Origin of the sequence: Marivita sp. S6314, from assembly GCF_023015985.1 — a bacterium.
GTDB lineage: Bacteria > Pseudomonadota > Alphaproteobacteria > Rhodobacterales > Rhodobacteraceae > Marivita.
The window spans coordinates 243,112-269,738 of record NZ_JALKAO010000004.1; the positions used below are offsets into that span (position 1 = coordinate 243,112).

Consider the following 26,627-nt stretch of genomic DNA (forward strand, 5'->3'; position numbering starts at 1 on the left):
TCCTAGCGTGTGTTTTCGGTCAGGCGGCGCTTCACATAGGTGGTCACGTTGTCGATCATCGTGTCCATGTGGGGTTCTTTGAAGAAGTGGTCGGCCCCTTCGATTTCCGTGTGCGTGACCGTGATGCCTTTTTGCTCTGCCAGTTTGCCGACCAGAGACGTGGTATCTGCCGGCGGCGCGACGCGGTCGCCGGTGCCGTTGATGATCAGGCCGGATGACGGGCAGGGGGCGAGGAAGGAAAAGTCGTACATGTTGGCAGGCGGGCTGACCGAGATGAATCCGGTGATCTCGGGGCGGCGCATCAGAAGCTGCATGCCGATCCACGCGCCAAAGCTGAACCCGGCAACCCAGCAATGCTTGGAATTGTTGTTCATCGATTGCAGGTAATCGAGCGCCGAGGCGGCATCGCTGAGTTCACCCACGCCTTGATCATATTCACCCTGGCTGCGGCCGACACCCCGGAAGTTGAAGCGCAACACGGTGAAGCCCATGTTGTAAAACGCGTAATGCAGGTTGTAGACCACCTTGTTGTTCATCGTGCCACCGAACTGCGGGTGCGGGTGCAGGATGATGGCGATCGGTGCGTCGCTTTCTTTTTGCGGATGGTAGCGGCCTTCAAGGCGGCCTTCGGGTCCGGGGAAAATCACCTCTGGCATAGGCGGTGGTGGCTCCTGACTGGGCAATGGGCGCAGCGGTCGCAAAATCTTGACAGCTTCGCTCAGGCTTCTTAGAACGGTTCTAAATCCGGCTTGGACCGGATCTGGGTTATCCGCACATAGGCAATTGCCCTTGCAAGGTCAATTGCGTCGCGTGGGTGTTGTGGGAGGCGGCCATGAAGCTTAGCACAAAAGGTCGGTATGCCATGGTTGCGCTGGCCGATATTGCATTGCAGCCAGAGGGCACATTGGTGACGCTGGGGGATATTGCCCAGCGGCAGGATGTTTCGCTGCCCTATCTGGAACAGCTGTTCGTCAAGCTGCGCCGGGCCGACCTGGTGACATCGGTGCGCGGGCCGGGGGGCGGGTACCGTCTGGCTAAGCCTGCGCATGATATCCGCGTGGTGGATGTTTTGTCGGCGGTGGATGAAACCGTGGATGCGATGCACAAGGGCGCGGGCGCGTCGGGAGGGTTGTCCGGCAGCCGGGCGCAATCCATGACCAACCGGTTGTGGGAAGGGTTGTCGGCGCATGTCTACGTGTTCTTGCATCAGACGCGGTTGTCGGACGTTGTGGGCAATAGCCTTGCGCCGTGTCCGGCTGTGCCGAGCCTGTTTGCCGTGGTGGATGAGTGAGATGTCCGTGTCTCGGAGCGCAAAGCGGGACGGCGCGAAGATGCGTCGACGCATCTTGGCGTTTCCGGTGACGGAAACGATGGGGGCGCTGCCCCCGTCGCGCGGGGCGCGACTCCCCCGAGGTATTTTTGAAACAGAGATCGATCCGGGACAGCTTCGGTGAGCCGGGTGTATCTGGATTATAATGCCACCGCGCCTTTGCGCCCCGAGGCGCGCGCGGCGATGATCGCGGCCATGGATGTCGTGGGCAATCCGTCTTCGGTGCATGCCGAAGGGCGGGCGGCCAAGGCGCTGGTTGAGCGGGCGCGGGCGCAGGTGGCGGCGGCGTTCGGTGCGGACGGGGCCGATATCGTGTTTGTGTCGGGGGCCACCGAAGCTGCGGCTTTGGCCTGTGCCGGACGCGGATTGCACGGGGCCCCGGTCGAACATGACGCGGTGCGGGCCTGGATTGATCCGGTGCTGCCGGTTGATGCTTTGGGACAGGTTCAGGTGACCGACCCGGCGCAGTCGGCGGTGCAGCTGGCCAATTCGGAAACCGGGGTGGTTCAGGACCTGCCGCAGGGGCTGGCGGTGGTGGATGCCACGCAGGCCTTTGGCAAGCTGCCGGTTGCGTTCAACTGGCTGGGGTGCCAGATGGCGTTGATTTCGGCGCATAAGCTGGGCGGTCCTAAGGGGATCGGAGCGCTTGTGATGACGCGCGGCACGGATCTGGCGGCGCAGATCCGGGGCGGCGGCCAGGAGATGGGGCGGCGTTCGGGGACGGAGAACATCGTCGGGATCGCCGGATTCGGTGCTGCGGCCGTTGCGGCACAGCGGGATCTGGAGGCCGGGATCTGGGATCGGGTCGAAAAACTTAGAAACATTCTAGATTCAGCTATTGAGGCTTCTGCAAAAGAGACTATTTTTGTCGGGAAAGACGCAAAGCGCTTGCCGAACACCACTTGTCTGGCCACACCCGGCTGGAAAGGGGAAACGCAGGTGATGCAGATGGACCTGGCAGGATTTGCGATCAGCGCAGGATCGGCCTGTTCCAGCGGAAAGGTAAAGGCCAGCGCGGTACTGACCGCGATGGGGTTTGACGAGGTCACGGCAGGCAGCGCAATCCGCGTGTCGTTGGGGCCTCAAACGACCGAAGACGACGTACACCGGTTCGCGGAGACGTGGCTGGCCAAATACGACAAACACCGCGCGCGTGCCGCGTGAAAACATCGGAGAGGTGCTGACATGGCTGCTTTGGACAATGTGACCGTGAAAGAGGGCGTAGACCAGGAAACGGTTGACGCGGTGCGCGAAGTTGGTGGGGCCTACAAGTATGGCTGGGAAACCGACATCGAGATGGAGTACGCGCCGAAGGGTCTGAACCCGGACATCGTGAAGCTGATCTCGGAAAAGAACGATGAGCCCGAGTGGATGACCGAATGGCGCTTGGCGGCTTACGACCGTTGGCTTCAGAAAGAAGAGCCGAAATGGGCGATGGTGGACTACCCTGAGATCGATTTTCAGGATCAGTACTATTATGCGCGTCCCAAGAGCATGGAGGTGAAGCCGAAGTCGCTCGATGAGGTCGATCCGAAACTGCTGGCCACTTACGAAAAACTGGGCATTCCGCTGAAAGAGCAGATGATCCTTGCGGGTGTGGACGGGGCGGAGCACGCGCCCGCCGAAGGTCGCAAGGTGGCCGTGGATGCGGTGTTCGATTCGGTTTCCGTTGGCACAACTTTCCAGGCGGAGCTGAAAAAGGCGGGTGTGATCTTCTGCTCGATCTCCGAGGCGATCAAGGAACATCCCGAACTGGTGAAGAAATACCTCGGGTCCGTGGTGCCGGTGTCTGACAACTATTACGCGACGCTGAATTCTGCCGTGTTTTCGGACGGGTCGTTTGTTTACGTGCCGCCGGGGGTGCGCTGCCCGATGGAATTGAGCACCTATTTCCGGATCAATGCCGAGAATACCGGTCAGTTTGAGCGAACGTTGATCATTGCCGACAAGGGCAGCTATGTCAGCTACCTCGAAGGCTGCACCGCTCCGCAGCGGGATGTTGCGCAGTTGCATGCGGCGGTGGTCGAGATCATCATCGAAGAAGATGCCGAGGTGAAATACTCGACCGTTCAGAACTGGTATCCGGGTGATGAGAACGGCAAGGGCGGGATCTACAACTTTGTGACCAAGCGCGCCGATTGCCGGGGCGACCGGGCCAAGGTGATGTGGACGCAGGTCGAGACCGGGTCGGCTGTGACGTGGAAATACCCAAGCTGCATTCTGCGTGGCGACGACACCCAGGGCGAGTTCTATTCGATCGCGATCGCCAACAATATGCAGCAGGCCGATACCGGCACGAAGATGATCCATCTGGGCAAGAACACCAAGTCGCGGATCGTGTCGAAGGGCATCAGCGCGGGCAAGGCGCAAAACACCTATCGTGGGCTTGTGTCAATGCATCCCAAGGCCAAGAACGGGCGGAACTACACGCAGTGTGACTCGCTCCTGATCGGTGACAAGTGCGGGGCGCATACGGTTCCCTATATCGAGGTGAAGAACAACTCGTCCCGGGTGGAACACGAGGCGACCACGTCAAAGGTGGACGATGACCAGCTGTTCTACTGCCGCCAGCGCGGCATGGACGAGGAAGAAGCCGTGGCGCTTGTGGTGAACGGGTTCTGCAAAGACGTGTTGCAGGCGCTGCCGATGGAGTTTGCCATGGAGGCGCAGCAATTGGTGGCGATCTCGCTGGAAGGATCGGTTGGCTGACAATGTCCGCGTGGAAATGGTTGAGCACGCCGTCTGAGCCGAAGGGCACCTATGCCCTTCTGACAGGCCTTGGCACGTTTGTCCTGATGATCATGTCGTCCCCGCTTTGGGCGGACCATGGGTTTTTCGGGGCGCTTTTTGCGGGCGGGATCAGCGGGTTTCTTGGCGGTGTGCTGGCCAAGCTTTGGATGGAGCGACGGAAATGATTATCACGACAACACACGCAATCGAGGGTCACAAGATCCTGGAATACAAGGGCATCGTGGTGGGCGAAGCCATCATGGGAGCCAATGTGGTGCGCGATGTGTTTGCGTCGATCACGGATATCGTTGGCGGTCGGTCGGGCGCGTATGAAGCCAAGCTTCAGGATGCGCGTGACGTCGCGCTGCACGAACTTGAACAACGCGCGCTTGCGGTGGGCGGCACGGCAGTGGTTGGCGTCGACTTGGATTACGAGGTTGTCGGCAATTCGATGCTGATGGTGTCGGCGAGCGGCACAGCCGTTGTGACGGATCGGGGTTGATACCAAATGTCGGACGTGGATAGCCCTTCCGAGGTGACCGCAAATGATCTTGACCAATTTCGCATTGGCGAGGCGGTGTTTAAACTACCCAACGCACGCGTTGTGCGCACCGAAATTCATGGGCAGACGCTTTTTTTTGCCGTTGCGATCGAGCGCGATCAAATCCAGGGAAAGCACCATGGACGCGGTGTTTTCTATGAGGAAGAAGAACTCGAGATCATCCGGAAAGCGTTTCGTCCGGGCGATGTTTTTGCGGATATCGGGACAAACGTCGGCAATCACGCTTTGTTCGTTGCCAAGTTCTTGCATCCCAAAAGAATTGTGGTCGTGGAGCCAAACCCGGTGGCCTACCATGTGCTCTTGAGCAATGTGGTGCTCAACCAAATCGATGATGTCGTCGACCTAAGTTGGGTTGGTTTTGGTGTGTCGGATAGACCCAATTCCACGTTCGGGATGAGTTTCCGAGCGCGCAACGTTGGTGGTGGACGTATGGTCGAGGGTGAAGGGGACATACCGACGGTTTCTGCAGACGAGGTGTTTGCGCCCTGTATGCCCGACTTCGTGAAAATTGATGTGGAAGGCATGGAGATGCAGGTGCTGCGGTCGATGCATGCTTCCCTCGAAACTGCAAAACCGAGAATTTTTGTCGAAGTTGACCAAGAGAACTATGCCGAATTTGATGCTTGGGTAGAAGCGAACGGATATGTATCTGTGCTCCAATTCCAACGTTATCGGCGCAATAACAACCATCTTCTCATCCATAGAGACGATCAGGACTGGAGTTTTTAAAATGTTGGAAATCAAAAACCTGCACGTGCAGCTTGAGGAAGAAGATAAGCAAATCCTGAAAGGTGTGGACCTGACCGTCGAGGCGGGCAAGGTGCATGCGATCATGGGGCCGAACGGGTCGGGTAAATCGACCCTGTCCTACGTGCTGTCGGGCCGCGACGGGTACGAGGTGACCGAGGGGTCGGCGACCTTGGATGGTGAAGATATCCTTGAGATGGAGCCGGAAGAGCGCGCGGCTGCGGGCGTTTTCCTGGCGTTTCAGTATCCGGTTGAAATCCCCGGTGTGGGCAACATGACGTTCCTGCGCACGGCGGTGAACGCACAACGCAAGGCGCGCGGGCAGGACGAGATGTCGGCGACGGATTTTCTCAAGGAAATCAGAGCCAAGGCCAAAGACCTTAAGATCGATGCGGATATGCTGAAGCGTCCGGTCAATGTGGGCTTTTCGGGCGGTGAAAAGAAGCGCAACGAGATCCTGCAGATGGCGATGCTTGAGCCGAAGATGTGCATTCTGGACGAAACCGACTCGGGTCTGGACGTGGACGCGATGAAACTGGTGGCCGACGGTGTGAACGCGCTGCGTGACGAGGGGCGTGGGTTCCTTGTGATCACGCACTACCAGCGTCTTTTGGACCACATCAAACCGGACGTGGTGCATATCATGGCGGATGGTCGGATCGTCAAAACCGGTGGGCCAGAGCTGGCGCTGGAAGTTGAAAACAACGGCTACGCAGACATTCTGGCGGAGGTGGCGTAATGGCGCTTCCTCAGGTCAAACTGGATGCCACAGACGCGCGTCTGGCTGCGATGAGCCTGCCGGATGGCGGGTGGAGCGACGCGGCGCGCAAGGATGCTTTGGCGCGCCTCCGGGCGATGGGTCTGCCGTCCGGCCGCGATGAATACTGGAAGTACACCAAGCCCGACACGCTGGTGCAGCCGGACGCGCCGCATGCGGCTCTGTTCGATGGCGATACGACCCCGGTCTTCAGCGACACCGATCGTCTGAGAATTGTGTTCGTGGATGGTGTGTTTGATGCGGACGCGTCTGACGATTTGACGATGGAGAATGTGTCCATTGAACGTCTCGCAGACGCGCCGGATATTCACTGGGCCCGCGACCTTTATGGCGTGCTTGAAGCGAAGGGTCAGACACCGGTTGAACGGCCGCTTGCGGCGCTGAACACCGCCTTTGCAACCGACGGCGTTCTGATCCATGTCACGGGGCCGGTGGCGCGTCCGATCAACCTGGTTTATCGTCATAAATCAGAGCATTCTGACGCGATCCTGCACCATGTTGTGAAGGTCGACAGCGGTGCGGAAGTGACCATTCTGGAAAACGGTCCTGCCGCGGCGCGGTTCAACAAATGCATGGAGATCGACATCGCGGATGGCGGAACCCTGCACCACGTGCGCGCGCAGGGGCGCGATCACGAACGGCGCGCGGCGACCGCGATGTTTGCCCGTTTGGGTGCGGAATCGGTGTTCAAGTCTTTCACGCTGACCGCGAATGGCGTGTTGACCCGCAACGAGATGGTGGTTGAGCTGACCGGCGACGACGCCGTGGCCCATGTCGCGGGAGCCTGCGTCGGTGACGGCGATTTCCACCATGACGACACGGTGTTCATCACCCATGACGCGGTGAACTGCGAAAGCCGCCAGGTGTTCAAGAAGGTTCTGCGCAATGGTGCGACGGGTGTCTTCCAGGGCAAGATCCTTGTGAAGGAAGGGGCCCAGAAAACCGATGGCTACCAGATCAGCCAATCGCTGCTTCTGGACGATGACAGCCAGTTCCTGGCCAAGCCTGAGCTTGAAATCTATGCCGATGATGTCGCCTGTTCGCATGGCAGCACGTCCGGTGCGATTGACGAGGAAGGCCTGTTCTACCTGCGGTCGCGCGGAATCGAAGAGGGGGTGGCAACGGACCTGTTGACCATCGCGTTCCTTGCCGAAGCCGTTATGGAGATCGAGGACCAAGCGCTTCAGGACGAGATCAACAGCCGCGTGGACGCGTGGCTGTCGCGTCGGCGCGGCTAAGAGGGCGGATGCCGTTCACGCGGGATATCGCGGCCACGTATCGGGGGCCGGGCAAGGTTGTGCAACGGCTGTTGCAGGCCGGTCCGCGCGAGGACCGTGCGCTGGCGATTCTCATGGGCGCGTGCGGTGTTCTTTTCATCGCACGCTGGCCCGCCTTGGCCCGTCAGGCGCATCTTGAGGGTGTGGAACTGAACATGCTTCTGGGCGGCACCTTGATGGCGACGATTTTTCTTGCGCCACTGCTGTTCTACGGCATCGCCTTGGTGGCGCATTGGGTCGCCCGTGCGTTACGGGGCCAGGGCGAGTCGTACAACGCGCGCCTGTCGCTGTTCTGGAGCCTTCTGGCCTCAAGCCCATTGATCCTGCTGAATGGTTTGGTGGCGGGCTTTATCGGCCCGGGCATCGAGTTGACGATCGTCGGGCTGCTTTGGTTCGCCGTGTTTATGTGGTTCTGGCTGGCCAGTATGGTAGCCGTGTACCGAAAGGCGGATGCGTGACCTTTGATGGCTTTTTCCGCCTTGCCGTGAACACGGTCACGGCCCCCCGCGACGTCGCCGCCTTGCTGTTGTCGCTGAACCTGTCGCGTCAGGCGCTGTGGCTGGCCTTTGCGCTGGTCGTGGTTCTGAACACGTTGATGTTTGGCTTGACGACACTGACATCGCCTGCCAGCGATCTGATCGGGCCGTTTTTGGGCGGGCCTGCCATCTTTGGCGTGATGCTAGGCGTGTCCGTGGCGGCGCTGATCGTTGCCGTCACTCTTTGTGGGCGGCCCTTGGGGGGTGTGGCCCGGTTTGACGACATCGCGGTGCTGGTGATCTGGTTGCAGGCCCTGCGGGTGGTGCTTCAGGCGGTGGTCGTCCTTCTGGGTCCGGTGAGCCTGTTTCTGTCCGGCGTTGTTGTCAGCGCCGGATCGGTGATTGGCATCTGGATCTTTGTGAACTTTATTGACGTCGCGCATGAGACAGGGGGGCTGCTCAAGGCGGGCTTTGTCTTGCTGTTGGCGGTTGTGGGTATGATGCTGGGTTTGAGCGTGATTTTCAGCCTGTTAGGCGTCCAGACCGGAGGAATCCCTGGATATGTATGATGTTGAAACCATCCGCGCGGATTTTCCGATCCTGTCGCGCGAGGTGAATGGCAAGCCGCTGGTCTATCTGGACAACGGCGCCAGTGCACAAAAGCCGAAGGTGGTGATTGATGCGATCACGCAGGCTTATGCCGAGGAATACGCCAATGTGCATCGCGGTCTGCACTACTTGTCGAACCTTGCCACCGAAAAATATGAAGGCACGCGCGGGATCATCGCAAAATTTCTGGGGGTGAAAGACGAAGACGAGATCGTCATGAACACCGGTACCACGATGGGGATCAACACGGTCGCCTATGGCTGGGCCATGCCGCGGATGCAGGCAGGGGACGAGATCATCCTGTCGGTGATGGAGCATCACGCCAATATCGTGCCTTGGCACTTCCTACGGGAACGCCACGGTGTGGTGATCAAGTGGGTCGATGTGGACAGCACCGGGTATTTGGATCCGCAGGCGGTGATCGACGCGATCACACCCAAGACCAAGCTGATTGCAGTGACGCAACTGTCCAACGTGCTGGGCACGGTGGTGGATGTGAAAACCATCTGTGATGCCGCGCGCGAAAAGGGCGTTGCGGTGTTGGTCGACGGGTCACAGGCGGCGGTGCATATGCCGGTGAACGTGGACGAGCTGGGTTGTGATTTTTATGCGATCACCGGTCACAAGCTCTATGGTCCGTCCGCATCGGGGGCGATCTTCATGAAGAAAGAGCGTATGGCCGAGATGGTGCCCTTTATCGGTGGCGGCGACATGATCCGTGAGGTCCACAAGGACGAGGTGACATGGAACGACCCGCCCATGATGTTCGAGGCGGGAACGCCCGGTATCGTGCAGCAGATCGGGCTTGGCGTGGCGCTGGAGTACATGATGAATGTCGGGATGGACAACATCGCGGCGCATGAACAAAAACTGCGTGACTATGCGCGCGCGCGGCTGGACGGTCTGAACTGGCTTCAGGTGCAGGGCACAACCGCGGACAAGGCGGCGATCTTCAGCTTTACACTGGACGGTGCCGGGCATGCGCATGACATTTCGACCATCCTTGACAAGAAAGGCGTAGCCGTGCGCGCCGGGCATCATTGTGCCGGGCCATTGATGGATCATCTGGGCGTCACGGCAACATGTCGTGCCTCCTTTGCCATGTACAATACGGAAAAAGAGGTGGACGTTCTGGTGGATGCGCTGGAATTGGCGCACGATCTGTTTGCGTAATACGCATCAAAAGGAGACAGGGACATGGCACAGCTTTCACTGAGGCGGGCGCGGACGATCATCCGCAAGGCTTTTGAAAAGGGGCGCGAGGCCGGGATGAAGCCTTTGTCTGTCATTGTCCTTGATGCAGGTGGCAACGTTCAGGCGTTTGAACGCGAAGACGGGGCTGCACCCGGTCGGTTCCAGATTGCGCATGGCAAAGCCTATGGCGCGGTGATGTTGGGTATGGCGGGCACAGCGCAGATGCAACGCGCCGAAGCGCAGGCCTATTTCATCGCAGCCGCCAACGGGGCCTATGGCGGGCAGCTGATCCCGGTGCCGGGCGGTGTGCTGGTGCGCGACGCCAAGGGGCGTGTGCTGGGGGCGGTCGGCGTGACTGGCGACAGCTCTGACAATGATGCCATCGCGGCCACGGCCGGGATCGAGGCGGTTGGGCTGACGGCGGAAATCTAGGGGAGACAGACCATGGGGCGCCCGGTTGTTGGCATTATCGGCAATCAGTTCCTGATCAATGATCAGTATCCCGCCCATGCGGGCGGCTCCATGAACTCGGAAGCGATTTCGCAAGTGTCGCGGTGCCTGCCCTTGGTGGTGCCTGCCGATCCCCGATATGTCGGCGTTGACGAACTGCTGGATACCTGTGACGGGTTTCTGTTCACCGGCGGGCGACCCAATGTCCATCCCGAGGAATATGGCGAAGCCGAAACCGCTGCGCATGGCGAATTTGACCGCGCGCGCGATGCGGTGGCCTTGCCGCTGATCCGCGCCTGCGTCGCACGCGGGCAGCCGATCCTTGGGATCTGTCGGGGTTTTCAGGAAATCAACGTGGCCATGGGAGGCACGCTTTACCCGGAAATCCGCGATCTGCCGGGGCGCATGAACCACCGCATGCCACCCGATGGCACGCTGGAAGAGAAATTCGCGCTGCGCCACGGGGTCACCGTGGTCGAGGGCGGCGTCTTTCACCGCCTGTTCGGGACCACCGAGGTGATGACCAACACGCTGCACGGGCAGGGGATCAAGACCCCCGGGGCGCGGATCGTGATTGAAGGCCACGCACCCGACGGCACGCCCGAGGCTATCTATGTCAAAGAGGCCCCCGGCTTTACCCTTGCGGTGCAATGGCACCCGGAGTGGGATGCGGCGAATGATCCGGTGTCACGACCGCTGTTCGAAGCCTTCGGCGACGCGGTCCGCCAATGGGCGGAACAGGGTCACGTGCGACACCGCGTCGACGCGGTGTGAGCATCCGTTGACGGAGACTGCCGCCTAAAGGCTGGTGCGCACGCGCCAGAGGTCCGGGAAAAGCTCAACTTCCAGCATGCGCTTGAGATAGGACACACCGCCGGTGCCCCCGGTGCCGCGCTTCAGACCAATCACGCGCTCCACGGTTGTGACATGGTTGAAACGCCAGCGGCGGAAGTAATCCTCAAGATCCATCAGTTTTTCCGCCAGTTCATACAGGTCCCAATAGGCTGACGGATCGCGGTACACCTCGGCCCAGGCGCGTTGCAAGGCGTCATTGGGGCTGTGCGGTTTGCTGCGGTCGCGGATCAGGTCGGTTTCGGCGACAGGGATCGCGCTGGTCAGCCGTGCGATGGCGCAATCGTACAGCGACGGGCGTGTCAGTTCTGTCCTTAACCGTTCGGCAATCTCTGCCCGGTGGTCATGCGGGCGGATCATGGCGGGGTTTCGGTTGCCCAGCAGAAACTCGATCTCGCGGTACTGCGCGGACTGAAAGCCTGAACTTTGCCCCAAGGCTTCCCGAAACGTGGTGTAGTCGCTGGGCGTCATCGTGCGCAGCACGTCCCAGGCGGAATTCAGTTGTTCAAAGATGCGCGTGACGCGGGTCAGCAGTTTGAAGGCCGGGCGGATGTCGTCATTGCCCAGTTCATCCCGTGCGCAGTGCAATTCGTGCAGGGCAAGGCGCATCCAAAGCTCGGATGTTTGGTGCTGGATGATAAACAGCATCTCGTCATGCGCTGGACTGATCGGATGTTGCGCCGTCAGCAACGCGTCCAGCCCCAGGTAATCCCCGTAGGACATGCGCCCGTCAAACGCCATCTGCGCGCCTTCCTGTGCGGGATCGTAGGGATCATCGGCGTTGGTCAAAACTCACCCCCGGCGATCTGGATGGTCTGGCCGTTGACGCTGCCAGAGGCCGGATCACACAGCCATAGCGCGGCTGCGGCAACTTCTTCGGGTGCGATCAGGCGGCCATGCGGGTTCGCGCCGACCATGACGGCCTTGGCCTCGGCTTCGCTCATCCCGGTGCGGGTCATGATCCGGTCGATGTTCTGCGGCACGATATCGGTGTCGACATAGGCCGGGCAGATCGCGTTGAACGTATAGGGTTTTCCCAGATAATCCGCCGCCAGCCCCCGGATCAGCCCCACCATCGCGTGTTTCGACGCGGTGTAGCAAGGCGCCCCTTTCAGCCCCCGCAGACCCGCGATGGAACTGATCGCAATCACCCGGCCCCAATTGGTCTGATGCATGGAGGTGAGGCATTCGCGGATGGTCAGGAAAGTTCCGTCAATATTTGTCGCCATCATGTTGCGCCAGAACGCCAGGTCCATTTTGTGCAACGCCCGGCCTTCGGCAATGCCGGCATTGGGCACGCAGATCTGCACCGGACCATGCTGCGCCACGGCCGCTGCGACACCGTCCACGATCGAGGATTCGTCCTGCACATCCATCACGCGCGGCGTCAGATCATGTGTCCGGGCGGCGTCATTCAGCACGTCTTCACGCCGCCCTGTGATCGTCACCGACGCACCGGCGTCGCGCAGGGCAACGGCGATTGCAAGGCCAATGCCTGTCCCGCCGCCCGTGATAAGCGCGTGTTTTCCGTCAAGTGTCATGCAAGTCTCCCGCTCCCGTTTGGACCAAGCGTACCTGTCTGCGGGGCAGTGGCAAGATGGCCCAGTTGCAAGGGATTGTTTTTCTCATTCATATACGTGAATGTATTGAAGACGAGGGGAGATCCATCATGCGTTTTGTTGTTCTGGGTGCTGCTGCACTTGTTGCTCAATCGGTGTCGGCTAGCGAAGATATTGCCGACAAATATCCGCAATCCGAGCTGTATGATAAGCCGGTGGAAGTGATCCCACATGTGTTTTCGGCCATCGGGGCGACCGCGCCTCCCACTTACGAAAACTCGGGACATAACAACAACCTGAGCTTTATCGTCACCGGGGACGGTGTGATCGTGATCAATGGCGGTGCCTCTGCCCGGCTGGCCGCCGCGCTGCACGACGAAATCAAGGCGGTCACGGATCAGCCGGTGAAGCTGGTGATCAACGAGAACGGCCAGGGGCATGCCATGTTGGGCAATTCCTACTGGGCTGGGCTCGGGGTCGATATCCTGGCCCATGAGGACGCCATTGCCGAGGTCACGGAGAACGGTCATTTCATCCTCGAAGGGATGAAACGCTACAACCGGGACAAGGCCGAGGGCACAGAGGTTGTGCCTGCCAACCTGAGTTTCAGCGACAAACATGTCATCGAAATGGGTGATGTCACGGTTGAAGTGCTGCATCTTGGTCCGGCGCATGATCCGGGGGACGTGCAGGTCTGGATCCCGCAATGGGACATCGTGATCGCCGGGGACATTGCCTTTCACGAACGCATGCCACCGATCTTTCCGCACACCTGCACCAGTTGCTGGGTCGAGACCTTTGATGGCCCGTTCACGGACCTGAACGCCACCTATGTCATCCCAGGGCATGGGCATCCGACCAACATGGCGCAGGTGACGCGGTATACCTCGGATTACATCAAGGATCTGCGGGCCAAGATCGGTGCGCATATCGATGATGGCGGGGAACTGTCCGAGGCCTATTACGTTGACCAATCCAACTGGCAGCATCTGGACACGTTCGAGGAACTGGCCACCAAGAATGCCGGTCGCGTGTTTGAAGAGATGGAATGGGAATAAGCCCTGTCATCTGGTGATTGACGGTTAAAGCCGGAACCGCCAGTGTCGCGCGACAAACGTGACACTGGGGGCAACATGCAGCCGAATATTCTGATCCTGATGGTGGACCAATTGAACGGGACGCTGTTTCCTGACGGTCCCGCCGATTGGCTGCATGCGCCCAACCTCAAGCGATTGGCAGCACGTTCCACCCGGTTCCGCAACACCTACACCGCCAGCCCGCTCTGCGCGCCGGGGCGGGCGGCGTTCATGTCCGGGCAATTGCCGTCCGCCACCGGGGTTTATGACAACGCGGCGGAATTTCCGTCGTCGATCCCCACCTATGCGCATCACCTGCGGCGGGCGGGGTACTACACGGCGCTGTCGGGCAAGATGCATTTTGTCGGACCTGACCAGTTGCACGGGTTCGAAGCGCGGCTGACCACGGATATCTATCCGGCGGATTTCGGTTGGACGCCGGATTACCGCAAACCGGGTGATCGGATCGACTGGTGGTATCACAATATGGGCTCTGTCACCGGGGCGGGCATCGGTGAGATCAGCAACCAGCTCGAATATGATGACGAGGTGGCCTATCAGACCAAGCTGCAGCTTTATGATCTGGCGCGGCGCAAGGACGACCGCCCATGGTGTGTGACCGCCAGTTTCACGCACCCGCATGACCCGTATGTCGCGCGGAAAAAGTACTGGGATCTGTACGAAGACTGCGACCACCTGCTGCCAGAGGTGCCGGCGATGGACTATGCCGACCACGATCCGCATGCGCAGCGCATTTTCGACGCCAATGACTGGCGCAGCTTTGACATCACCGAAGACCACATCCGCGCCGCGCGCCGCGCCTATTTCGCAAATATCTCGTATCTGGACGACAAGATTGGCGAAATCCTTCAGGTGCTGGAGGATACGCAGCAAGAGGCGATCATCCTGTTCGTGTCTGATCACGGCGACATGCTGGGCGAGCGGGGCCTGTGGTTCAAGATGAGCTTCTACGAAGGATCATCACGCGTGCCCTTGATGATCTCGGCCCCGGGGATGGCGCCGGGGCTTGTGACCGACCCGGTCTCGACCATCGACGTTTGCCCGACGCTGTGTGATCTGGCCGGGGTCAGCATGGACGAGGTGATGCCTTGGACCACGGGCGAAACGCTTGTGCCGCTGGGGCAGGGGGCGTCGCGCGACACACCGGTGGCCATGGAATACGCGGCAGAGGCGTCGTATGCGCCGATGGTGTCGCTGCGCTATGGCAGGTGGAAATACAATCGCTGCGCGCTGGATCCCGACCAGTTGTTTGACATGGATGCCGATCCGTTTGAGCTGACCAATCTTGCGGATGCGCCAGAGCATCAGGGCACGGTCCAATCGCTGCGTGCCAAATCCGAGGCGCGTTGGGATCTTGACCGCTTTGACGCGGATGTCCGTGCCAGTCAGGCCAAGCGCTGGGTCGTGTACGAGGCGCTGCGGCAGGGCGGGTATTACCCGTGGGATTACCAGCCCCTGCGCGACGCGTCCGAACGGTTCATGCGCAACCACATGGACCTGAATGTGCTCGAAGAAACACAGCGTTTTCCGCGCGGAGAGTAACGCCTCCCGTCTGGCACGGTTCTGCCTTCGTTCTTCCATCATTCCGTGATTGATTCACGGAATGTTAAGACTTGCGACACTTCTCTGCGTCACCCTTGCGCTGCCTGTCTCGGCGGGCCCCAGCGGGCCGGTACACGTCATTGATGGCGATACGATTGATGTGGGTGACACCCGCGTGCGCCTTCACGCCATCGACGCGCCTGAAGCGGACCAGATGTGCGGATCGGCGGACAGCCCTGCATGGGAATGCGGCGCATGGGTCACGTCCGAGGCGCGCCGCCTGTTCGAAGGCAAGCGCGCACGCTGCATTGTTCAGGACATCGACCGCTACGGCCGCACCGTGGCCATCTGTGATGTTAAAGGCCGTGATATGGGGGAGGTGCTGGTCAGCGAAGGTCTGGCCTTTGCTTATCGCAGATACGGAATGGCGTATGACCTGACCGAAAAGCGGGCTGCTGTGAACGCGCGCGGTTTGCACGGGGCGGGTGCGACGTCACCCGCCGCGTTCCGCGCGTCCAAACGGGCGACGCGGCAGGCCGTAAAGGTGCGTTCGGGTACAGGTGCCAAAACCGTCACGGTGCCCAAATCGTCAAACCGCAGCAGCTGGCTGCCCAAGGCGTTGGACCCGTCCTGCGCCATCAAGGGCAATATCAGCCGCAACGGCGGAACCCGCATCTATCACGTGCCGGGACAGGACTATTACGACGCCACGCGCATTGATCCAAGCAAAGGCGAACGCTGGTTTTGTTCGGAATCCGAAGCCCGCGCGGCAGGCTGGCGAAAGGCGCGAAAATGATCCGCGTTTGATCCGGGTCAAGGTGGTCGAACCGCCTCTCTGACAGTCTTCATCTGAACACTACAGGAGAGGATACGCCCCATGTCTCATACACCACACGAACTGGCCGAAGAATTCCCGGATCGGGTCGAGCAGATGAGCACGCTCAAGCAATCCGATGCGCATTTCGCCAAGATTTTTGAACAGTATCACGAGCTCAACCGGGCGGTTCATCGAGCCGAAACCAATGTCGAACCGATGGACACATTGGCCGAAACCGACCTGCGCAAACAGCGCGCGGCGCTCAAGGACGAAATCTGGGCCTATCTTCAGAAATGATCAGTCAAGCAGGGCCGTGATCGCCGAGGTCACGGGCCGCGACATGGGCCGCGCGTTTGATCCGAACGTCGCGGCCACGTGCCCGTCTGGTGCAATCAACACCTTGTTGAAATTCCAGCGTGGCGCAAACCCGGTTTCGGACTTCAGCCATTGATAAAACGGATGCGCCGCATCGCCCAAAACCGGGGTGATGGTGGTCATGGGGATATCGAGGCCGAAATTGACCTCGCAAAACTCTTTCACATCTTCATTCGACCCAAGCTCCTGCCGGAAATCATTGGATGGAACCGCCAACACGACCAGCCCGCGGTCGCGGTAGGTGTCGTACAGCGTTTGCAATCCGTCATATTGGTTGGTGAACCCGCAGCGTGAGGCGGTGTTTACCACAAGCACCGGCTGTCCGCGCCACGCGGTCAGGTCAATCTCGCCCCCATCAATCGACGGGAAGGTGAATCCGGTTGGTGCGGCATGGGCGAAGCTGGCCACCCAAATCAGGAAACTGGCAAAGAACAGGCGCATCGTCTTTCTCCTCTTACGCAACAAGGTAGAAGCGCAGACAAGATTGGAAAGGGTCAGGTTTTGCGGAACACCATGACAAGTCCGCGATCCTTGGCGTGGTCGTGGGTTGCGTTTTCGTAGATCGGGATGTCAACGAAATCGACCGGTGTGATGATCCGGTGTGCGACCAACAACGCCAGTTTTGATCCGAAACCCGCGCCGTCAAACACAGGTGGGATGACGCCACAGACAAAAAGCGCACCGTTCCTGGCGATGCGCATCAGCTCTGGCAACACCTCTGGCCCGACATGGCCATGGGTAAACGTCCCGCAGGACACAAACCCGCCATAGCTGGCATCCGCGATGGGCAGCGCCTCGGTCAGATCCGCAACAAGACGTTGACGGTAGAGCCCCTTTGCCTCGGCCTGCCGAAGCATCTCTTCGGAGATGTCGATCCCGTCCACCACGAGGTCCGGCAGGTGTTCGGCGACACGCCCGGTGCCGGCGCCGATGTCAAGGATCGGCACGTTGTCTACGCTGTGCTCTTGAAACACCCTGGCAATCTCGCGCGGTGCGACATAGCCGTGGGCATCACCGAAACTGCTGTCATAGGTTGCCGCCCAGTTGTCATACAGGGTCTTTGCATCCGCCGCACCGCTGATGGCGTAGGCATCGTCAAGATCATAGTCCGGCATGGCACGCTCCGCTGATGGTATGTAAGCGCTGTCAGGATGCCCGTGCGCCGGCAATCGGGCAAGGCCCTTGAATGACGGCTAGGGGCAGTCTTACCTATACAGGAGTTGGAAAGGAGCACGCGATGGCAGGTGGGTGGACACGCGATGGCGCGGTGCAGGACCAGATCGACGCGTCGATCAATGATGAACTGGCGCGGCTGAAGGCCCGCAAAACGCCCGTGGGCGAAAGCCTAACCCATTGTGCGGACTGCGAAGAGCCGATCCCCGAAAAGCGCCGGTTGGCTGTGCCGGGCGTGAAGCTGTGCATCGACTGCCAGCAAGAGCGTGACGGTGCCTTCAAGGCGCGCGGCGGGATCAACCGGCGTGGGTCAAAAGACAGTCAGTTGAAGTAGTGCGGCTATTCGCCAGCCATGCCCTGAGCAATGTCCGATTGTATGCGTTGCGCGTCACGCTGATTTGCAGGACGCAGGTCAAGGTCTAGCAAGGTCAGACCTTGGCTCTTGGCGATCAAAAACCCATGGGATAGCCGCGTTTCCCATTTTTCTTTTTCGCTCAGAATTGAGTACTCATGCAACGTCATGTCTTAGTCATACTCCAATCGCGCCTCTGAAGGTAGCCACCATTTGAGCAATTTCTGTTGGATTTAATCCATCTTTCGACACGGGTGTTACCGCCATCACAATGACAACGACATTTCGATCTTTGTCCAGCGACGGCAAGAAGTAACACCAGTGTTGCTCGATTTCCCGCCTGAGCAGGGGCCCAAGTTCAACATCTGTCTTGCTGACCGGAAGCCGTTCAAGTGAACTGCCGATACGGTCGACCACAGCTTGAGGAACGCTATAAAGCAGGATGTCCAACTCAGCGGGTTCCGTCGTGTCTACGGACACCTTGATCCCGCGTCGCCGGAAACTCACCCTTCCATAGCCTCCAACTCGTCAATGAAGCCGGAAATCATGCTGAGGCCCTTGTCCCAGAACTTGGGATCGCTGGCATCAAGCCCGAACGGGGCAAGCAGGTCTTTATGGTGCTGTGATCCGCCCGCTTTGAGCATGTCGAAGTACTTGTCCTGAAAGCCCTCGGGGTTTTCTTCGTAGACAGCATAAAGCGCGTTCACCAAGCCATCGCCGAACGCATAGGCATAAACGTAGAAGGGCGAATGCACGAAGTGCGGGATGTAGGCCCAGAAGGTCTCGTACCCGTCCATGAATTCAAACGCTGGCCCAAGGGATTCGGCCTGTACCGACATCCAGAGCGCGTTGATGTCGTCCGGTGTCAGTTCACCCCCGCGCCGAGCCTCGTGCAGTTTGCATTCGAAGTCGTAGAACGCAATCTGGCGGACAACCGTGTTGATCATGTCTTCGACCTTGCCGGCCAGCATGATCTTCTTCTCCGCATCATCCTTGGCGTTGTCGAGCATGCGACGGAAGGTGAGCATTTCACCGAACACAGACGCGGTTTCGGCCAGCGTCAGCGGGGTAGAGGCCAGCATTTCGCCTTGTTCGGCGGCCAGAACCTGATGCACGCCATGGCCCAGTTCATGCGCAAGCGTCATCACGTCGCGCGGTTTGCCAAGATAGTTCAGCATCACGTAAGGGTGCACATCTGTGACCGTGGGATGGGCAAACGCGCCGGGGGCTTTGCCGGGTTTCACCGCCGCGTCGATCCAGCCGTCGGTGAAGAACGGTTTTGCGATTTCCGCCATACGTGGATCAAAGGCGTTATAGGCGGACATGACGGTTTCGGTCGCCTCGTCCCAATCGACGATCCGGGTCGCTTCCATCGGCAACGGCGCGTTGCGGTCCCAGACCTGCATGACGTCCAAGCCCAGCCATTTGCGTTTGAGCTCGTAATAGCGGTGGCTCAGCTTGGGGTAGGCGGCAACCACCGCATCACGCAGCGCCTCGACCACTTCGGGTTCGACATCGTTCGACAAATGCCGCCCGGTCTGCGCGCTTGGCATCCCGCGCCAGCGGTCCATGATTTCTTTTTCCTTGGCTTGTGTGTTGTGGACGCGCGCGAAGATCTTAATGTTTTCGGCAAAGACGGCGGCGAGTTCCTTGGCAGCGGCCTCACGTTTGCTGCGGTCCTGTTCGGTCAGCAGGTTCAGCGTGCCTTCGATGTTAAGCGGCTCACCGTCCACCTCGAACTCCAGCCCGGCGATGGTTTCGTCAAACAGCCGCTCCCACGCGTCGCCGACAACACCGAGATCGTGCAGGAATTTCTCCATCTCGTCAGACAGCTGATACGGTTTCATCGCACGGATGCGGCGGATGGCGGGTTTGTAGCGGGCAAGGTCCGCATTGGCGTCAAACAGCGCGTCGATCTTTGGGTCTTCGATGCGGTTCAGTTCCAGAGTGAAGAAGACCAGCGGGGTCGTGTAGATGGTGATCTTTTCCTGATGATCCGACATGAACTTCGCGCGTTCGGCGTCGGTGGTCAGTTGGTAATAGCGCAGACCCGCGTAGGACATGATGCGGCCTGCAATGTTTTCGATCTTTTCGTGCCGGTGGATGGCGGTCAGGAAGCCCTCGGCGTCCAGATCAGCCAGCTTGCCTTCGTAGTCAGAGGCAAAGCTGCGGCAGGCCTCTTCCAGCCAGTCGAGATCGCGTTTGAGTTCTGCCGCATCGTCAGATGGGTAGAGGTCCGTCAGGTCCCATTCCGGCAGGTCTCCCAGATCTTTGCCGCCGCTTTGGGCGTTGGCGTCATAAAGCGGGGATGGGGTGCGCAGCATGGGTCGTCTCCTGTTCGTTGTTACCGTGGAACCTGTGCCGCGCGGGGCAAAGGTTCAAGGGGCAAAGCCATAGAGACGCGCGGGATTGTCGGTAAAGAGCTTTTGGCGGGTTGTGTTGTCCGGGATTGCGTCGAGCAACATGTTCAGTTGCTGGCCTGCGTCGGGCATCGGTACGCCGTTCAACATGAGATGGGGCCAGTCGCTGCCCCAAAGGATACGATCAGGGTTGGCGCTGGCAAGACGCTGGATCAGGGTCTGCGGCTCTGGCGTATGGCGGTAGGTGGCGCTGAGCTTGGTCCAGGCGTGTCCCTCAGCCAGCAGGCGTTCAAGGGCTTGTTGTCCTTCGGTCACACCAAGCGCCGGATCGGGCCAGGCGCAATGGTCGAACACAATCTGTACCGGCAGGTCGGGCACCTGAGGCGCAACGTCCGTCAGGTGCAGATGCGAATGCGCCAGCATTTCAACATGCAACCCGTGATCCGCGAGCATAGGCGCAAGGCGCTTCATCCCGTCCCAACTCAGCAACCCGCCATGCACGTAATTGAGCCGCACCGCCTTGCAGCCCTGATCCGCAAGCGCCGCGATGTCAGCCTCGGTCGCATCGTCAGAGATCAGGCAGACCGCCCGGAACTGGTCGCCCATGCGGCGTGTCGCCTCTAGCGTGACGCTGTTGTCGCCGCCGTAGAGGATGGAATGCACGATGACGCCGCGTGTGCATCCTAGCGCGGACAGATGCACGCGGTAGCGATCAAGCCACGCGTCCAGCGACCCCGCTGGCGGGTTTTCAATGCGCCCGTCCCACAGAGCAAAATCATCCCCGATCAGGTGGACATGGGCATCACAGGCCTGCGCGGGCAGCGGGTGTACAGGCGGTGTAATGGCGCTGGGCGGTGCGATGGCTGTCGGTTTATCCATAAGTCTCTAACAATTCTTTAAGGTCATCGAGGGTATTTGCCTCTTGCAGCGGCTTATCATGGCGCCAGCGCGACATGCGCGGAAACCGCAGGGCGATCCCTGATTTGTGGCGGGGGGAAGCGTGGATGCCTTCGAACGCGATCTCGAACACATGATGCGGCGTGACCTGCCGCACCGGGCCAAAGCGCTGTTGCGTGTTCTTGCGCACCCAGGCGGTGATCTTGCGAAATTCCTCATCCGTCAGGCCGGAATAGGCCTTGGTAAACGGCACCAGATCGTTGCCGTTCCAGACCGCGAAGGTGAAATCGGTGAACAGGTTCGCGCGCCGCCCGTGGCCCTGTTGCGCATAGATCATCACCGCATCGACGGTCAGTGGGTCCAGTTTCCACTTCCACCAATCGCCTTTCTTGCGGCCCGACAGGTAGGGGCTGTCCAACCGTTTGAGCATCAGCCCTTCGGCGCGGGCATCGCGGGCGCTGGCGCGGATGTCCGCCAGCGCGTCCCACGTGTCAAAAGCCAGCGGAGGCGCTGGGCGGATCGGTGCGTCCTCTGGCACAGAGCCCAGCACCGTGTCCAAACGCGCCCGGCGGTCCCGCAGGGGCAGATCGCGCAGGTCCTCGCCGTCTTGTTCCAGCAAATCATAGGCCAAGAGGATCACCGGAGCCTCTGCCAACAGCTTCTTCGGGACCGTCTTGCGTCCGATCCGGGCCTGCAAGGTGTTGAACGGGAAGGGCTGCGTGCCATCCCACGCGACGATCTCGCCGTCCAAAACGATACCATCCGGTAAAAAATCGCGCAGGCGGGCGAATTCGGGAAAGCGGTCGGTCATCAGTTCTTCGCCCCGTGACCAGACATGGTGGGTGCCATTGCGCAGGATCACTTGTCCACGGATGCCGTCCCATTTCCACTCGGCTTGCCAGTGATCCGGTGCACCAAGCGCGTCTGGATCGTCTTCAAGTTGGTAGGCGAGATAAAATGGGTAGGGCCGGCTGTCATCGGCCGCCGCATCTTCGGCCTCGATCAGCGCGTGGTAGGTCGTTGTGTCGGGCGTCCAGCCGCCCATGAGGCGATGCGCGAGGCTCGCTTCCTCTTGTCTGGTGGCCTTGGCCAAGGCGCGGGTCATGAGTTTCTGGCTGACCCCGATGCGAAAGCCACCCGTGATCAGCTTGTTGAACAAAAACCGCTCGGTTGCATCAAGCTGATCCCAAGCATCCAGTATGCGGTGCTTGCGGGCGTCGACATCAAGCGCTGTCAGTGCCTTGAGTTCAGTGATCCAGTGGGTCAGCGGCAGATCGCTTTCCCGGCGCGGCGGCGGCAGGATGAGCGCGATGGTTTCGGCCAGATCGCCGACGATGGGATAGCTTTCCTCCAGCAGCCACAGCGGGATTCCTCCGACCTCTGCCGCCCATTCGCGCAGCTGGGTCGTGGTCACCGCGCGCTTGGGGCGGCGGCCCGAAAACAGGGCGATGGTCCAGAGTTTGTCGTCGTCGCTTGCCGACGTAAAGAAGTCCGCCAAAGCCGCTGTTTTAGCGGTTGTTTTCGTGGTTTGATCTATGGTTGTGAAAAGCGCGGCAAAGTCTTTCATGCGGCCTCTTCAGCCTCATCATCCTCGCCGCCGAATTCGGTGGGTACAACTTGGGCGTTGTAGCCTTGTGTCTTCAACCATCGCGCAAATATATCTGTGTAACCATGCGTTGCATATATATTTTCTGCACCAGTTTCCTTGATGGCTGTCATCAATCCCGGCCAGTCGGCGTGGTCCGAGATCACGAAACCCCGGTCCGCCGCCCGGCGACGACGAACGCCGCGCAGGCGCATCCAGCCCGAGGCAAACGCGGTCGAGGACGCGCCGAACCGCCGCGACCAGTTTGACCCAAGCGCCGATGGCGGAGCGATGATCAATGCGCCGGGGTGGTCTTTGGGGTTCAGATCCGGCGTGACATGCACCGTGTCGGGCAGGTGGTACCCCTGCGCGCGCAAAACGGCATTGGTGTTTTCCACCGCCCCGTGGGTCAGGATCGGTCCGATGTCGGGGTCGACCATCGACAACAGACGTTGCGCTTTTCCCAGGGAATATGCGCCAAGGATCGTGGCTTTTCCTTCGCCTGCATTGGCGGCCCACCAGGCGTTCAGATCATGTGCGACATGCGCCTGATCGTCCCATTTAAACACCGGCAGACCAAAGGTGCATTCGGTTATGAAGCTGTGGCACTTGACCGGTTCGAACGGTTCGGAAATGCCGTCTGGCACCACCTTGTAGTCGCCGGAGGCAACCCAGACCTCGCCCGCGACTTCGACCCGGATCTGGGCAGAGCCGGGCAGGTGGCCTGCCGGGTGAAACGACACCAAAGCGTCGCCAATTTTACGGGTCTCGCCGAATTTAACGGTTTCGACAGAAATATCACCCAACCTGTGCCGCATGACAGGCGCGCAGGCCTCGGTACACAGGTAGCGTTTGTGACCGGACCGCGCGTGATCCGCGTGGCCGTGGGTGATCAGCGCGCGGTCTACCGGGCGCCACGGGTCAATGTAGAAGTCCCCGGCGGCGCAATAGATGCCGCGATCTGTGAAGGAGAGAACCTGATCTGACATACAAAACACTATAGGGCCAATAGCGTGTCTCGCCAGAGGGTTGCCATGGCGCGTGCGGGGCGTAGGGTGACATCGTCTGACCATGACGACCTGACTTCGAGGAGACATCCCATGCAAATCGCCGGATTTCGCCAGCGCCTGGTATCCCGCATGCCCTTGGCGGGCACGTTCCTGAAAACGCCTGCCTATCAATTGATCGAAGTCCTGGCGCAATCCGAACTGGATTTTGTGTGTCTTGATGCGGAACATGCTCCGTTCGACCGCAGTGCGATTGATGCCTGTTGCGCCATGGGCCGCGCGCTTGACTTCCCGATCCTGATCCGGGTCGGTGACGGGTCCGCGCGCGAAATTCTGCAGGCTCTGGATTGCGGTGCTGTTGGGGTCGTCGTGCCCCATGTTGACAGCGCTGAAAAAGCGGCCGCGGTGGCGCAATCGGCCCGTTTTGGGCGTGGCGGGCGCGGCTATGCCGGGTCCACGCGATGGGCGGGGTACGCAACTCAGTCGATGCCTGATTTGCTGGCCAAATCCGCCGAAGAAACGGTGGTGATGGCACAGATCGAGGAACCGGAAGGCGTTGAAGCCTGCGAGGCCATCGCCGCGACGGACGGGATCGACGCATTGTTTCTTGGACCCGCGGATCTGTCCGTGGGGTACGGCCACGACAATCAGGCGTCCGAGGATTTGCTCACTGCGATGGAGAGAGTCGGACGGGCGTCAGAGGCGGCCGGAAAGGCATATGTGTCCTGGGTGGCCAATGCGCAGAAAGCGCAGGAATGGTCGAAATACGGCATGAGCTGTTTCTTCATCTCGTCCGAGCATTCCTGGATGCGGGCCGGCGCAACCGCAGAAGCGCGCGGCGTGCATGAAATCGGAAAGACTTGAGAGCCGCAGGTCATTGTTGGCCGACCTGCTAAAACCGCGATGACGGCGCAGTGCACCGTTCCAGTTGAACAGGATCGTCTCAGACTTTGACGGGAGTCTTGCTCAAAGGACCCGTTTCAGCTGACGCTGGAAAACAATGAGATCGCGGAGCCGGTGATTTGTCGACGGATGTTGGCGGCTTCCATCAGCACTTCGTGTTCCGCGCCGTCGACCATCAGGAGCTTGCCGCCGCGCCAATGTGTCATGCGCTCGCGGATGCGGGTGGTGTCGACGATCTGCTCGTTCGAGCCAACGAAACACAGGGCCGGCATCGCGGGGGATGGCTTGGTGGACAGCGCGTCGCATTCGGCGAGGGCGGTTTGCAGCCACGTGTAGGATGGGCCGCCCAAACCAAAAAGCGGCTCGGCTTCGACGTGACGGCGCATATAGGCAAACATCTCGGGGTCGGAGGTGAGCATATTGCCGTCAAACGGCGCGGCGGTCAGGTAGCTTTCGATGGATGTCCCGGGTGCGAGCCGGTGACCCTGGCCAAGAAGCCCCATCACCCGGGGCAGCGCCCAAGCCACGGGGCGCAGATAGGCGGCCATCCTGATGCCCCACATCGGTCCGGTGAACACCACCGCGCGCATGTCCGCACCCTGCACCAGCGCCCTCAGACCAATGCACCCGCCCATCGAATGTGCGACCATGAACCAGGGTTTGGGCAGGCGCTGCTGTTGGGCAAAACTCCGCATTGCGGACCAGTCTTTCTGAAAATCCAGAAACCGGTTTACGTGACCCACCATCGGGTTCGGGCTGAGCCGATCGGCAAGGCCCTGGCTGCGCCAGTCGATGGTCAACGTGTCAAACCCGGCCTGCACGAAATCCTGCGCAGGGTAGCCATATTTTTCAATATATTCAGAGCGTCCGGGCAGGATAAACACCGTACCCTTGAGCTGTGTGCCCGCCGCATGGCCAACGCGAATGCGCACCCCGTCCGAGGTGCGCAGCCAGAACGCCTGCGTGTCCGGCCCGTCGGCCAGATCCGCCCTGTAGGGCGCGGGCTCGGTCATCAGGCCAGCGACGCGGCCAGTTTCATCGCCATGCCCATATCGCCGTCGATGGTCAGGCGGCCGGACATGAAGGCCGATGTCGGGTCAAGCGAGCCGTCGAAAATCTCGCGATAGGTGTCTGCATCGGCGTTGAATGTGACGTCCGCATCACCTTCGCCTTCGCGTGCGCCCTCGCTGTCGACGATCATGCTGCCTTCGCCCTCGATGTTGAATTGCGCGGTGCCGTCAATGCCCTCGCCCCCCAGCTTTTCGTTCAGGGCTGTCACTGCCTGTGCCACAACATCGCTCATACGCTCGTCTCCTTGTGATCGCGCTTTCAAAGTGAAGACTGGCATTGCGCCCGTCTCACGCTAAACTCAGATTGGTTATGAGGTTCAGCATGCGCAATTACAAATCTGCCGTTGCGGCATTTCTTTTGACGTCGGGTCTTGGTGTCGGCGGGCTTGTCGCCAAGGAAGACGTGGCCGCGTCTTTGCTGCAGGATCTGGCGCAGGCCGAAGATGAACGCGCGGCGGACCGGCTTGAACGTCAGGTCCGTCAGGAATGGGCCAAATCCGGGTCCGCGTCCTTGGATCTGCTGCTCAAACGCGGGCAGGACGCGCTGGATGTGGATGATGTCGAGGCCGCAATGGACCATTTGACAGCATTGACAGACCATGCGCCGGACTTTGCCGAAGGCTGGCATGCGCTGGCACTGGTTTATTACCGCGCGGACATGTTTGGCCCGGCGACCGACGCGCTGGAACGCACGTTGGCGCTCAACCCGCAGCATTTCGGTGCGTTGCGGGGGCTTGGCGCGATCCTTGAGCAGGTGGACAAGCCCGACCTTGCTTATGACGCGTATTCGCGGGTACTGACGCTGAGGCCGCACGATTCCGATGTGATCGAGGCAATGGAGCGGCTGGAGGGGCGGGTGACGGGCACAAGCCTGTAATTTCCCGA

General features: G+C 60.1%; 33 protein-coding genes. 20 read left to right on the forward strand and 13 right to left on the reverse strand.

Going from position 1 to position 26,627, the window contains the following annotated elements; all coding sequences use genetic code 11:
- Nucleotides 1–2: 2 nt before the first annotated feature.
- Nucleotides 3–656 carry an alpha/beta hydrolase gene (locus MWU54_RS13415; RefSeq protein WP_247084673.1) on the reverse strand — a complete coding sequence of 218 codons (654 nt, stop codon included), beginning with the start codon at nt 654–656 and terminating at the stop codon, nt 3–5.
- A 176-nt stretch (nt 657–832) separates the two neighbouring features.
- Between MWU54_RS13415 and MWU54_RS13420 the strand changes: the two genes are divergently transcribed.
- The 13 genes from MWU54_RS13420 (at nt 833) to MWU54_RS13480 (ending at nt 10,927) form a co-directional block, all read left to right on the forward strand.
- Entirely contained in the window at nt 833–1,291 is a 459-nt protein-coding gene (locus MWU54_RS13420; protein ID WP_247084675.1) for an Rrf2 family transcriptional regulator, read from the forward strand.
- 159 nt (nt 1,292–1,450) lie between these two features.
- On the forward strand, nt 1,451–2,494 hold the full coding sequence (locus tag MWU54_RS13425; RefSeq protein WP_247084676.1) for an aminotransferase class V-fold PLP-dependent enzyme: 1,044 nt from the start codon (nt 1,451–1,453) through the stop codon (nt 2,492–2,494).
- 21 nt (nt 2,495–2,515) lie between these two features.
- Nucleotides 2,516–4,039 (forward strand): Fe-S cluster assembly protein SufB, encoded by a 1,524-nt coding sequence (sufB, locus tag MWU54_RS13430; RefSeq protein ID WP_247084679.1) that lies wholly within the window; start codon nt 2,516–2,518, stop codon nt 4,037–4,039.
- A gap of 20 nt (nt 4,040–4,059) precedes the next feature.
- A complete protein-coding gene (locus MWU54_RS13435) occupies nt 4,060–4,245 on the forward strand; it encodes a hypothetical protein (protein ID WP_247084681.1) in 186 nt (61 codons plus the stop codon).
- Complete coding sequence (locus tag MWU54_RS13440) at nt 4,242–4,562, forward strand: heavy metal-binding domain-containing protein (protein ID WP_247084683.1); 321 nt, start codon at nt 4,242–4,244, stop codon at nt 4,560–4,562. The genes MWU54_RS13435 and MWU54_RS13440 overlap by 4 nt, the downstream gene beginning before the upstream one ends.
- Before the next feature lie 6 nt (nt 4,563–4,568).
- On the forward strand, nt 4,569–5,351 hold the full coding sequence (locus MWU54_RS13445; protein ID WP_247084685.1) for an FkbM family methyltransferase: 783 nt from the start codon (nt 4,569–4,571) through the stop codon (nt 5,349–5,351).
- A gap of 1 nt (nt 5,352) precedes the next feature.
- The gene (sufC, locus tag MWU54_RS13450) at nt 5,353–6,108 is read left to right on the forward strand and encodes a Fe-S cluster assembly ATPase SufC (protein WP_247084686.1); all 756 of its coding nucleotides are present in this window, start codon (nt 5,353–5,355) and stop codon (nt 6,106–6,108) included.
- Nucleotides 6,108–7,385 carry a SufD family Fe-S cluster assembly protein gene (locus MWU54_RS13455; protein ID WP_247084688.1) on the forward strand — a complete coding sequence of 426 codons (1,278 nt, stop codon included), beginning with the start codon at nt 6,108–6,110 and terminating at the stop codon, nt 7,383–7,385. Before sufC ends, MWU54_RS13455 begins: the two co-directional genes overlap by 1 nt.
- An 8-nt stretch (nt 7,386–7,393) precedes the next feature.
- Nucleotides 7,394–7,882, forward strand: a complete 489-nt coding sequence (locus tag MWU54_RS13460) for a YIP1 family protein (RefSeq protein ID WP_247084690.1) — start codon at nt 7,394–7,396, stop codon at nt 7,880–7,882.
- On the forward strand, nt 7,879–8,469 hold the full coding sequence (locus MWU54_RS13465; RefSeq protein WP_247084692.1) for a YIP1 family protein: 591 nt from the start codon (nt 7,879–7,881) through the stop codon (nt 8,467–8,469). The genes MWU54_RS13460 and MWU54_RS13465 overlap by 4 nt, the downstream gene beginning before the upstream one ends.
- Nucleotides 8,462–9,682, forward strand: coding sequence for a cysteine desulfurase (locus MWU54_RS13470; RefSeq protein ID WP_247084694.1), 1,221 nt, complete (start codon nt 8,462–8,464; stop codon nt 9,680–9,682). The genes MWU54_RS13465 and MWU54_RS13470 overlap by 8 nt, the downstream gene beginning before the upstream one ends.
- Nucleotides 9,683–9,706: 24 nt before the next feature.
- On the forward strand, nt 9,707–10,135 hold the full coding sequence (locus MWU54_RS13475) for a heme-binding protein (protein ID WP_247084696.1): 429 nt from the start codon (nt 9,707–9,709) through the stop codon (nt 10,133–10,135).
- A gap of 12 nt (nt 10,136–10,147) precedes the next feature.
- A complete protein-coding gene (locus MWU54_RS13480; protein ID WP_247084698.1) occupies nt 10,148–10,927 on the forward strand; it encodes a gamma-glutamyl-gamma-aminobutyrate hydrolase family protein in 780 nt (259 codons plus the stop codon).
- A 24-nt stretch (nt 10,928–10,951) separates the two neighbouring features.
- On the opposite strand, the gene kynA is transcribed toward MWU54_RS13480, so the two are convergent.
- Entirely contained in the window at nt 10,952–11,794 is an 843-nt protein-coding gene (gene kynA / locus MWU54_RS13485) for a tryptophan 2,3-dioxygenase (protein ID WP_281496108.1), read from the reverse strand.
- The gene (locus MWU54_RS13490; RefSeq protein WP_247084700.1) at nt 11,791–12,546 is read right to left on the reverse strand and encodes an SDR family oxidoreductase; all 756 of its coding nucleotides are present in this window, start codon (nt 12,544–12,546) and stop codon (nt 11,791–11,793) included. Before MWU54_RS13490 ends, kynA begins: the two co-directional genes overlap by 4 nt.
- Nucleotides 12,547–12,674: 128 nt before the next feature.
- Here MWU54_RS13490 and MWU54_RS13495 point away from each other — a divergent pair, with 128 nt between their 5' ends.
- The 4 genes from MWU54_RS13495 (at nt 12,675) to MWU54_RS13510 (ending at nt 16,317) form a co-directional block, all read left to right on the forward strand.
- Nucleotides 12,675–13,622 carry an MBL fold metallo-hydrolase gene (locus MWU54_RS13495; protein WP_247084702.1) on the forward strand — a complete coding sequence of 316 codons (948 nt, stop codon included), beginning with the start codon at nt 12,675–12,677 and terminating at the stop codon, nt 13,620–13,622.
- A gap of 75 nt (nt 13,623–13,697) precedes the next feature.
- Nucleotides 13,698–15,203 (forward strand): choline-sulfatase, encoded by a 1,506-nt coding sequence (gene betC / locus MWU54_RS13500; protein WP_247084704.1) that lies wholly within the window; start codon nt 13,698–13,700, stop codon nt 15,201–15,203.
- Nucleotides 15,204–15,264: 61 nt separating this feature from the next.
- On the forward strand, nt 15,265–15,999 hold the full coding sequence (locus MWU54_RS13505) for a thermonuclease family protein (protein ID WP_247084706.1): 735 nt from the start codon (nt 15,265–15,267) through the stop codon (nt 15,997–15,999).
- Between the two features lie 81 nt (nt 16,000–16,080).
- Nucleotides 16,081–16,317 carry a YdcH family protein gene (locus MWU54_RS13510; protein WP_247084708.1) on the forward strand — a complete coding sequence of 79 codons (237 nt, stop codon included), beginning with the start codon at nt 16,081–16,083 and terminating at the stop codon, nt 16,315–16,317.
- Here MWU54_RS13510 and MWU54_RS13515 read toward each other — a convergent pair whose 3' ends face one another.
- Entirely contained in the window at nt 16,318–16,836 is a 519-nt protein-coding gene (locus MWU54_RS13515) for a glutathione peroxidase (RefSeq protein ID WP_247084711.1), read from the reverse strand.
- A 53-nt stretch (nt 16,837–16,889) separates the two neighbouring features.
- On the reverse strand, nt 16,890–17,510 hold the full coding sequence (locus MWU54_RS13520; protein ID WP_247084713.1) for a class I SAM-dependent methyltransferase: 621 nt from the start codon (nt 17,508–17,510) through the stop codon (nt 16,890–16,892).
- A 122-nt stretch (nt 17,511–17,632) separates the two neighbouring features.
- On the opposite strand from MWU54_RS13520, the gene MWU54_RS13525 reads away from it, so the two are divergent.
- On the forward strand, nt 17,633–17,902 hold the full coding sequence (locus tag MWU54_RS13525; protein WP_247084715.1) for a DksA/TraR family C4-type zinc finger protein: 270 nt from the start codon (nt 17,633–17,635) through the stop codon (nt 17,900–17,902).
- A 5-nt stretch (nt 17,903–17,907) separates the two neighbouring features.
- On the opposite strand, the gene MWU54_RS13530 is transcribed toward MWU54_RS13525, so the two are convergent.
- From MWU54_RS13530 to MWU54_RS13555, 6 genes are read right to left on the reverse strand one after another with little or no spacing between them, the layout of a single operon-like run.
- Complete coding sequence (locus MWU54_RS13530) at nt 17,908–18,090, reverse strand: hypothetical protein (protein ID WP_247084717.1); 183 nt, start codon at nt 18,088–18,090, stop codon at nt 17,908–17,910.
- A 7-nt stretch (nt 18,091–18,097) separates the two neighbouring features.
- Nucleotides 18,098–18,400, reverse strand: a complete 303-nt coding sequence (locus MWU54_RS13535; protein ID WP_247084719.1) for a hypothetical protein — start codon at nt 18,398–18,400, stop codon at nt 18,098–18,100.
- Nucleotides 18,401–18,423: 23 nt separating this feature from the next.
- Entirely contained in the window at nt 18,424–20,244 is a 1,821-nt protein-coding gene (locus MWU54_RS13540) for a M3 family oligoendopeptidase (RefSeq protein WP_247084721.1), read from the reverse strand.
- Nucleotides 20,245–20,298: 54 nt separating this feature from the next.
- Nucleotides 20,299–21,159, reverse strand: coding sequence for an amidohydrolase family protein (locus MWU54_RS13545; protein ID WP_247084723.1), 861 nt, complete (start codon nt 21,157–21,159; stop codon nt 20,299–20,301).
- Entirely contained in the window at nt 21,152–22,744 is a 1,593-nt protein-coding gene (locus MWU54_RS13550; RefSeq protein WP_247084725.1) for an ATP-dependent DNA ligase, read from the reverse strand. Before MWU54_RS13550 ends, MWU54_RS13545 begins: the two co-directional genes overlap by 8 nt.
- Nucleotides 22,741–23,751 (reverse strand): ligase-associated DNA damage response exonuclease, encoded by a 1,011-nt coding sequence (locus tag MWU54_RS13555; RefSeq protein ID WP_247084727.1) that lies wholly within the window; start codon nt 23,749–23,751, stop codon nt 22,741–22,743. The genes MWU54_RS13550 and MWU54_RS13555 overlap by 4 nt, the downstream gene beginning before the upstream one ends.
- Before the next feature lie 111 nt (nt 23,752–23,862).
- On the opposite strand from MWU54_RS13555, the gene MWU54_RS13560 reads away from it, so the two are divergent.
- On the forward strand, nt 23,863–24,633 hold the full coding sequence (locus MWU54_RS13560; protein ID WP_247084729.1) for an aldolase/citrate lyase family protein: 771 nt from the start codon (nt 23,863–23,865) through the stop codon (nt 24,631–24,633).
- A 116-nt stretch (nt 24,634–24,749) separates the two neighbouring features.
- Here the strand turns inward: MWU54_RS13560 and MWU54_RS13565 are convergent, their stop codons facing one another.
- Together MWU54_RS13565 and MWU54_RS13570 are read right to left on the reverse strand one after the other, a co-directional pair.
- Complete coding sequence (locus MWU54_RS13565) at nt 24,750–25,685, reverse strand: alpha/beta hydrolase (RefSeq protein ID WP_247084731.1); 936 nt, start codon at nt 25,683–25,685, stop codon at nt 24,750–24,752.
- Nucleotides 25,685–25,975, reverse strand: coding sequence for an SCP2 sterol-binding domain-containing protein (locus tag MWU54_RS13570; protein WP_247084733.1), 291 nt, complete (start codon nt 25,973–25,975; stop codon nt 25,685–25,687). Before MWU54_RS13570 ends, MWU54_RS13565 begins: the two co-directional genes overlap by 1 nt.
- A gap of 89 nt (nt 25,976–26,064) precedes the next feature.
- On the opposite strand from MWU54_RS13570, the gene MWU54_RS13575 reads away from it, so the two are divergent.
- Nucleotides 26,065–26,619, forward strand: a complete 555-nt coding sequence (locus MWU54_RS13575; protein WP_247084735.1) for a hypothetical protein — start codon at nt 26,065–26,067, stop codon at nt 26,617–26,619.
- Nucleotides 26,620–26,627 lie beyond the last annotated feature (8 nt).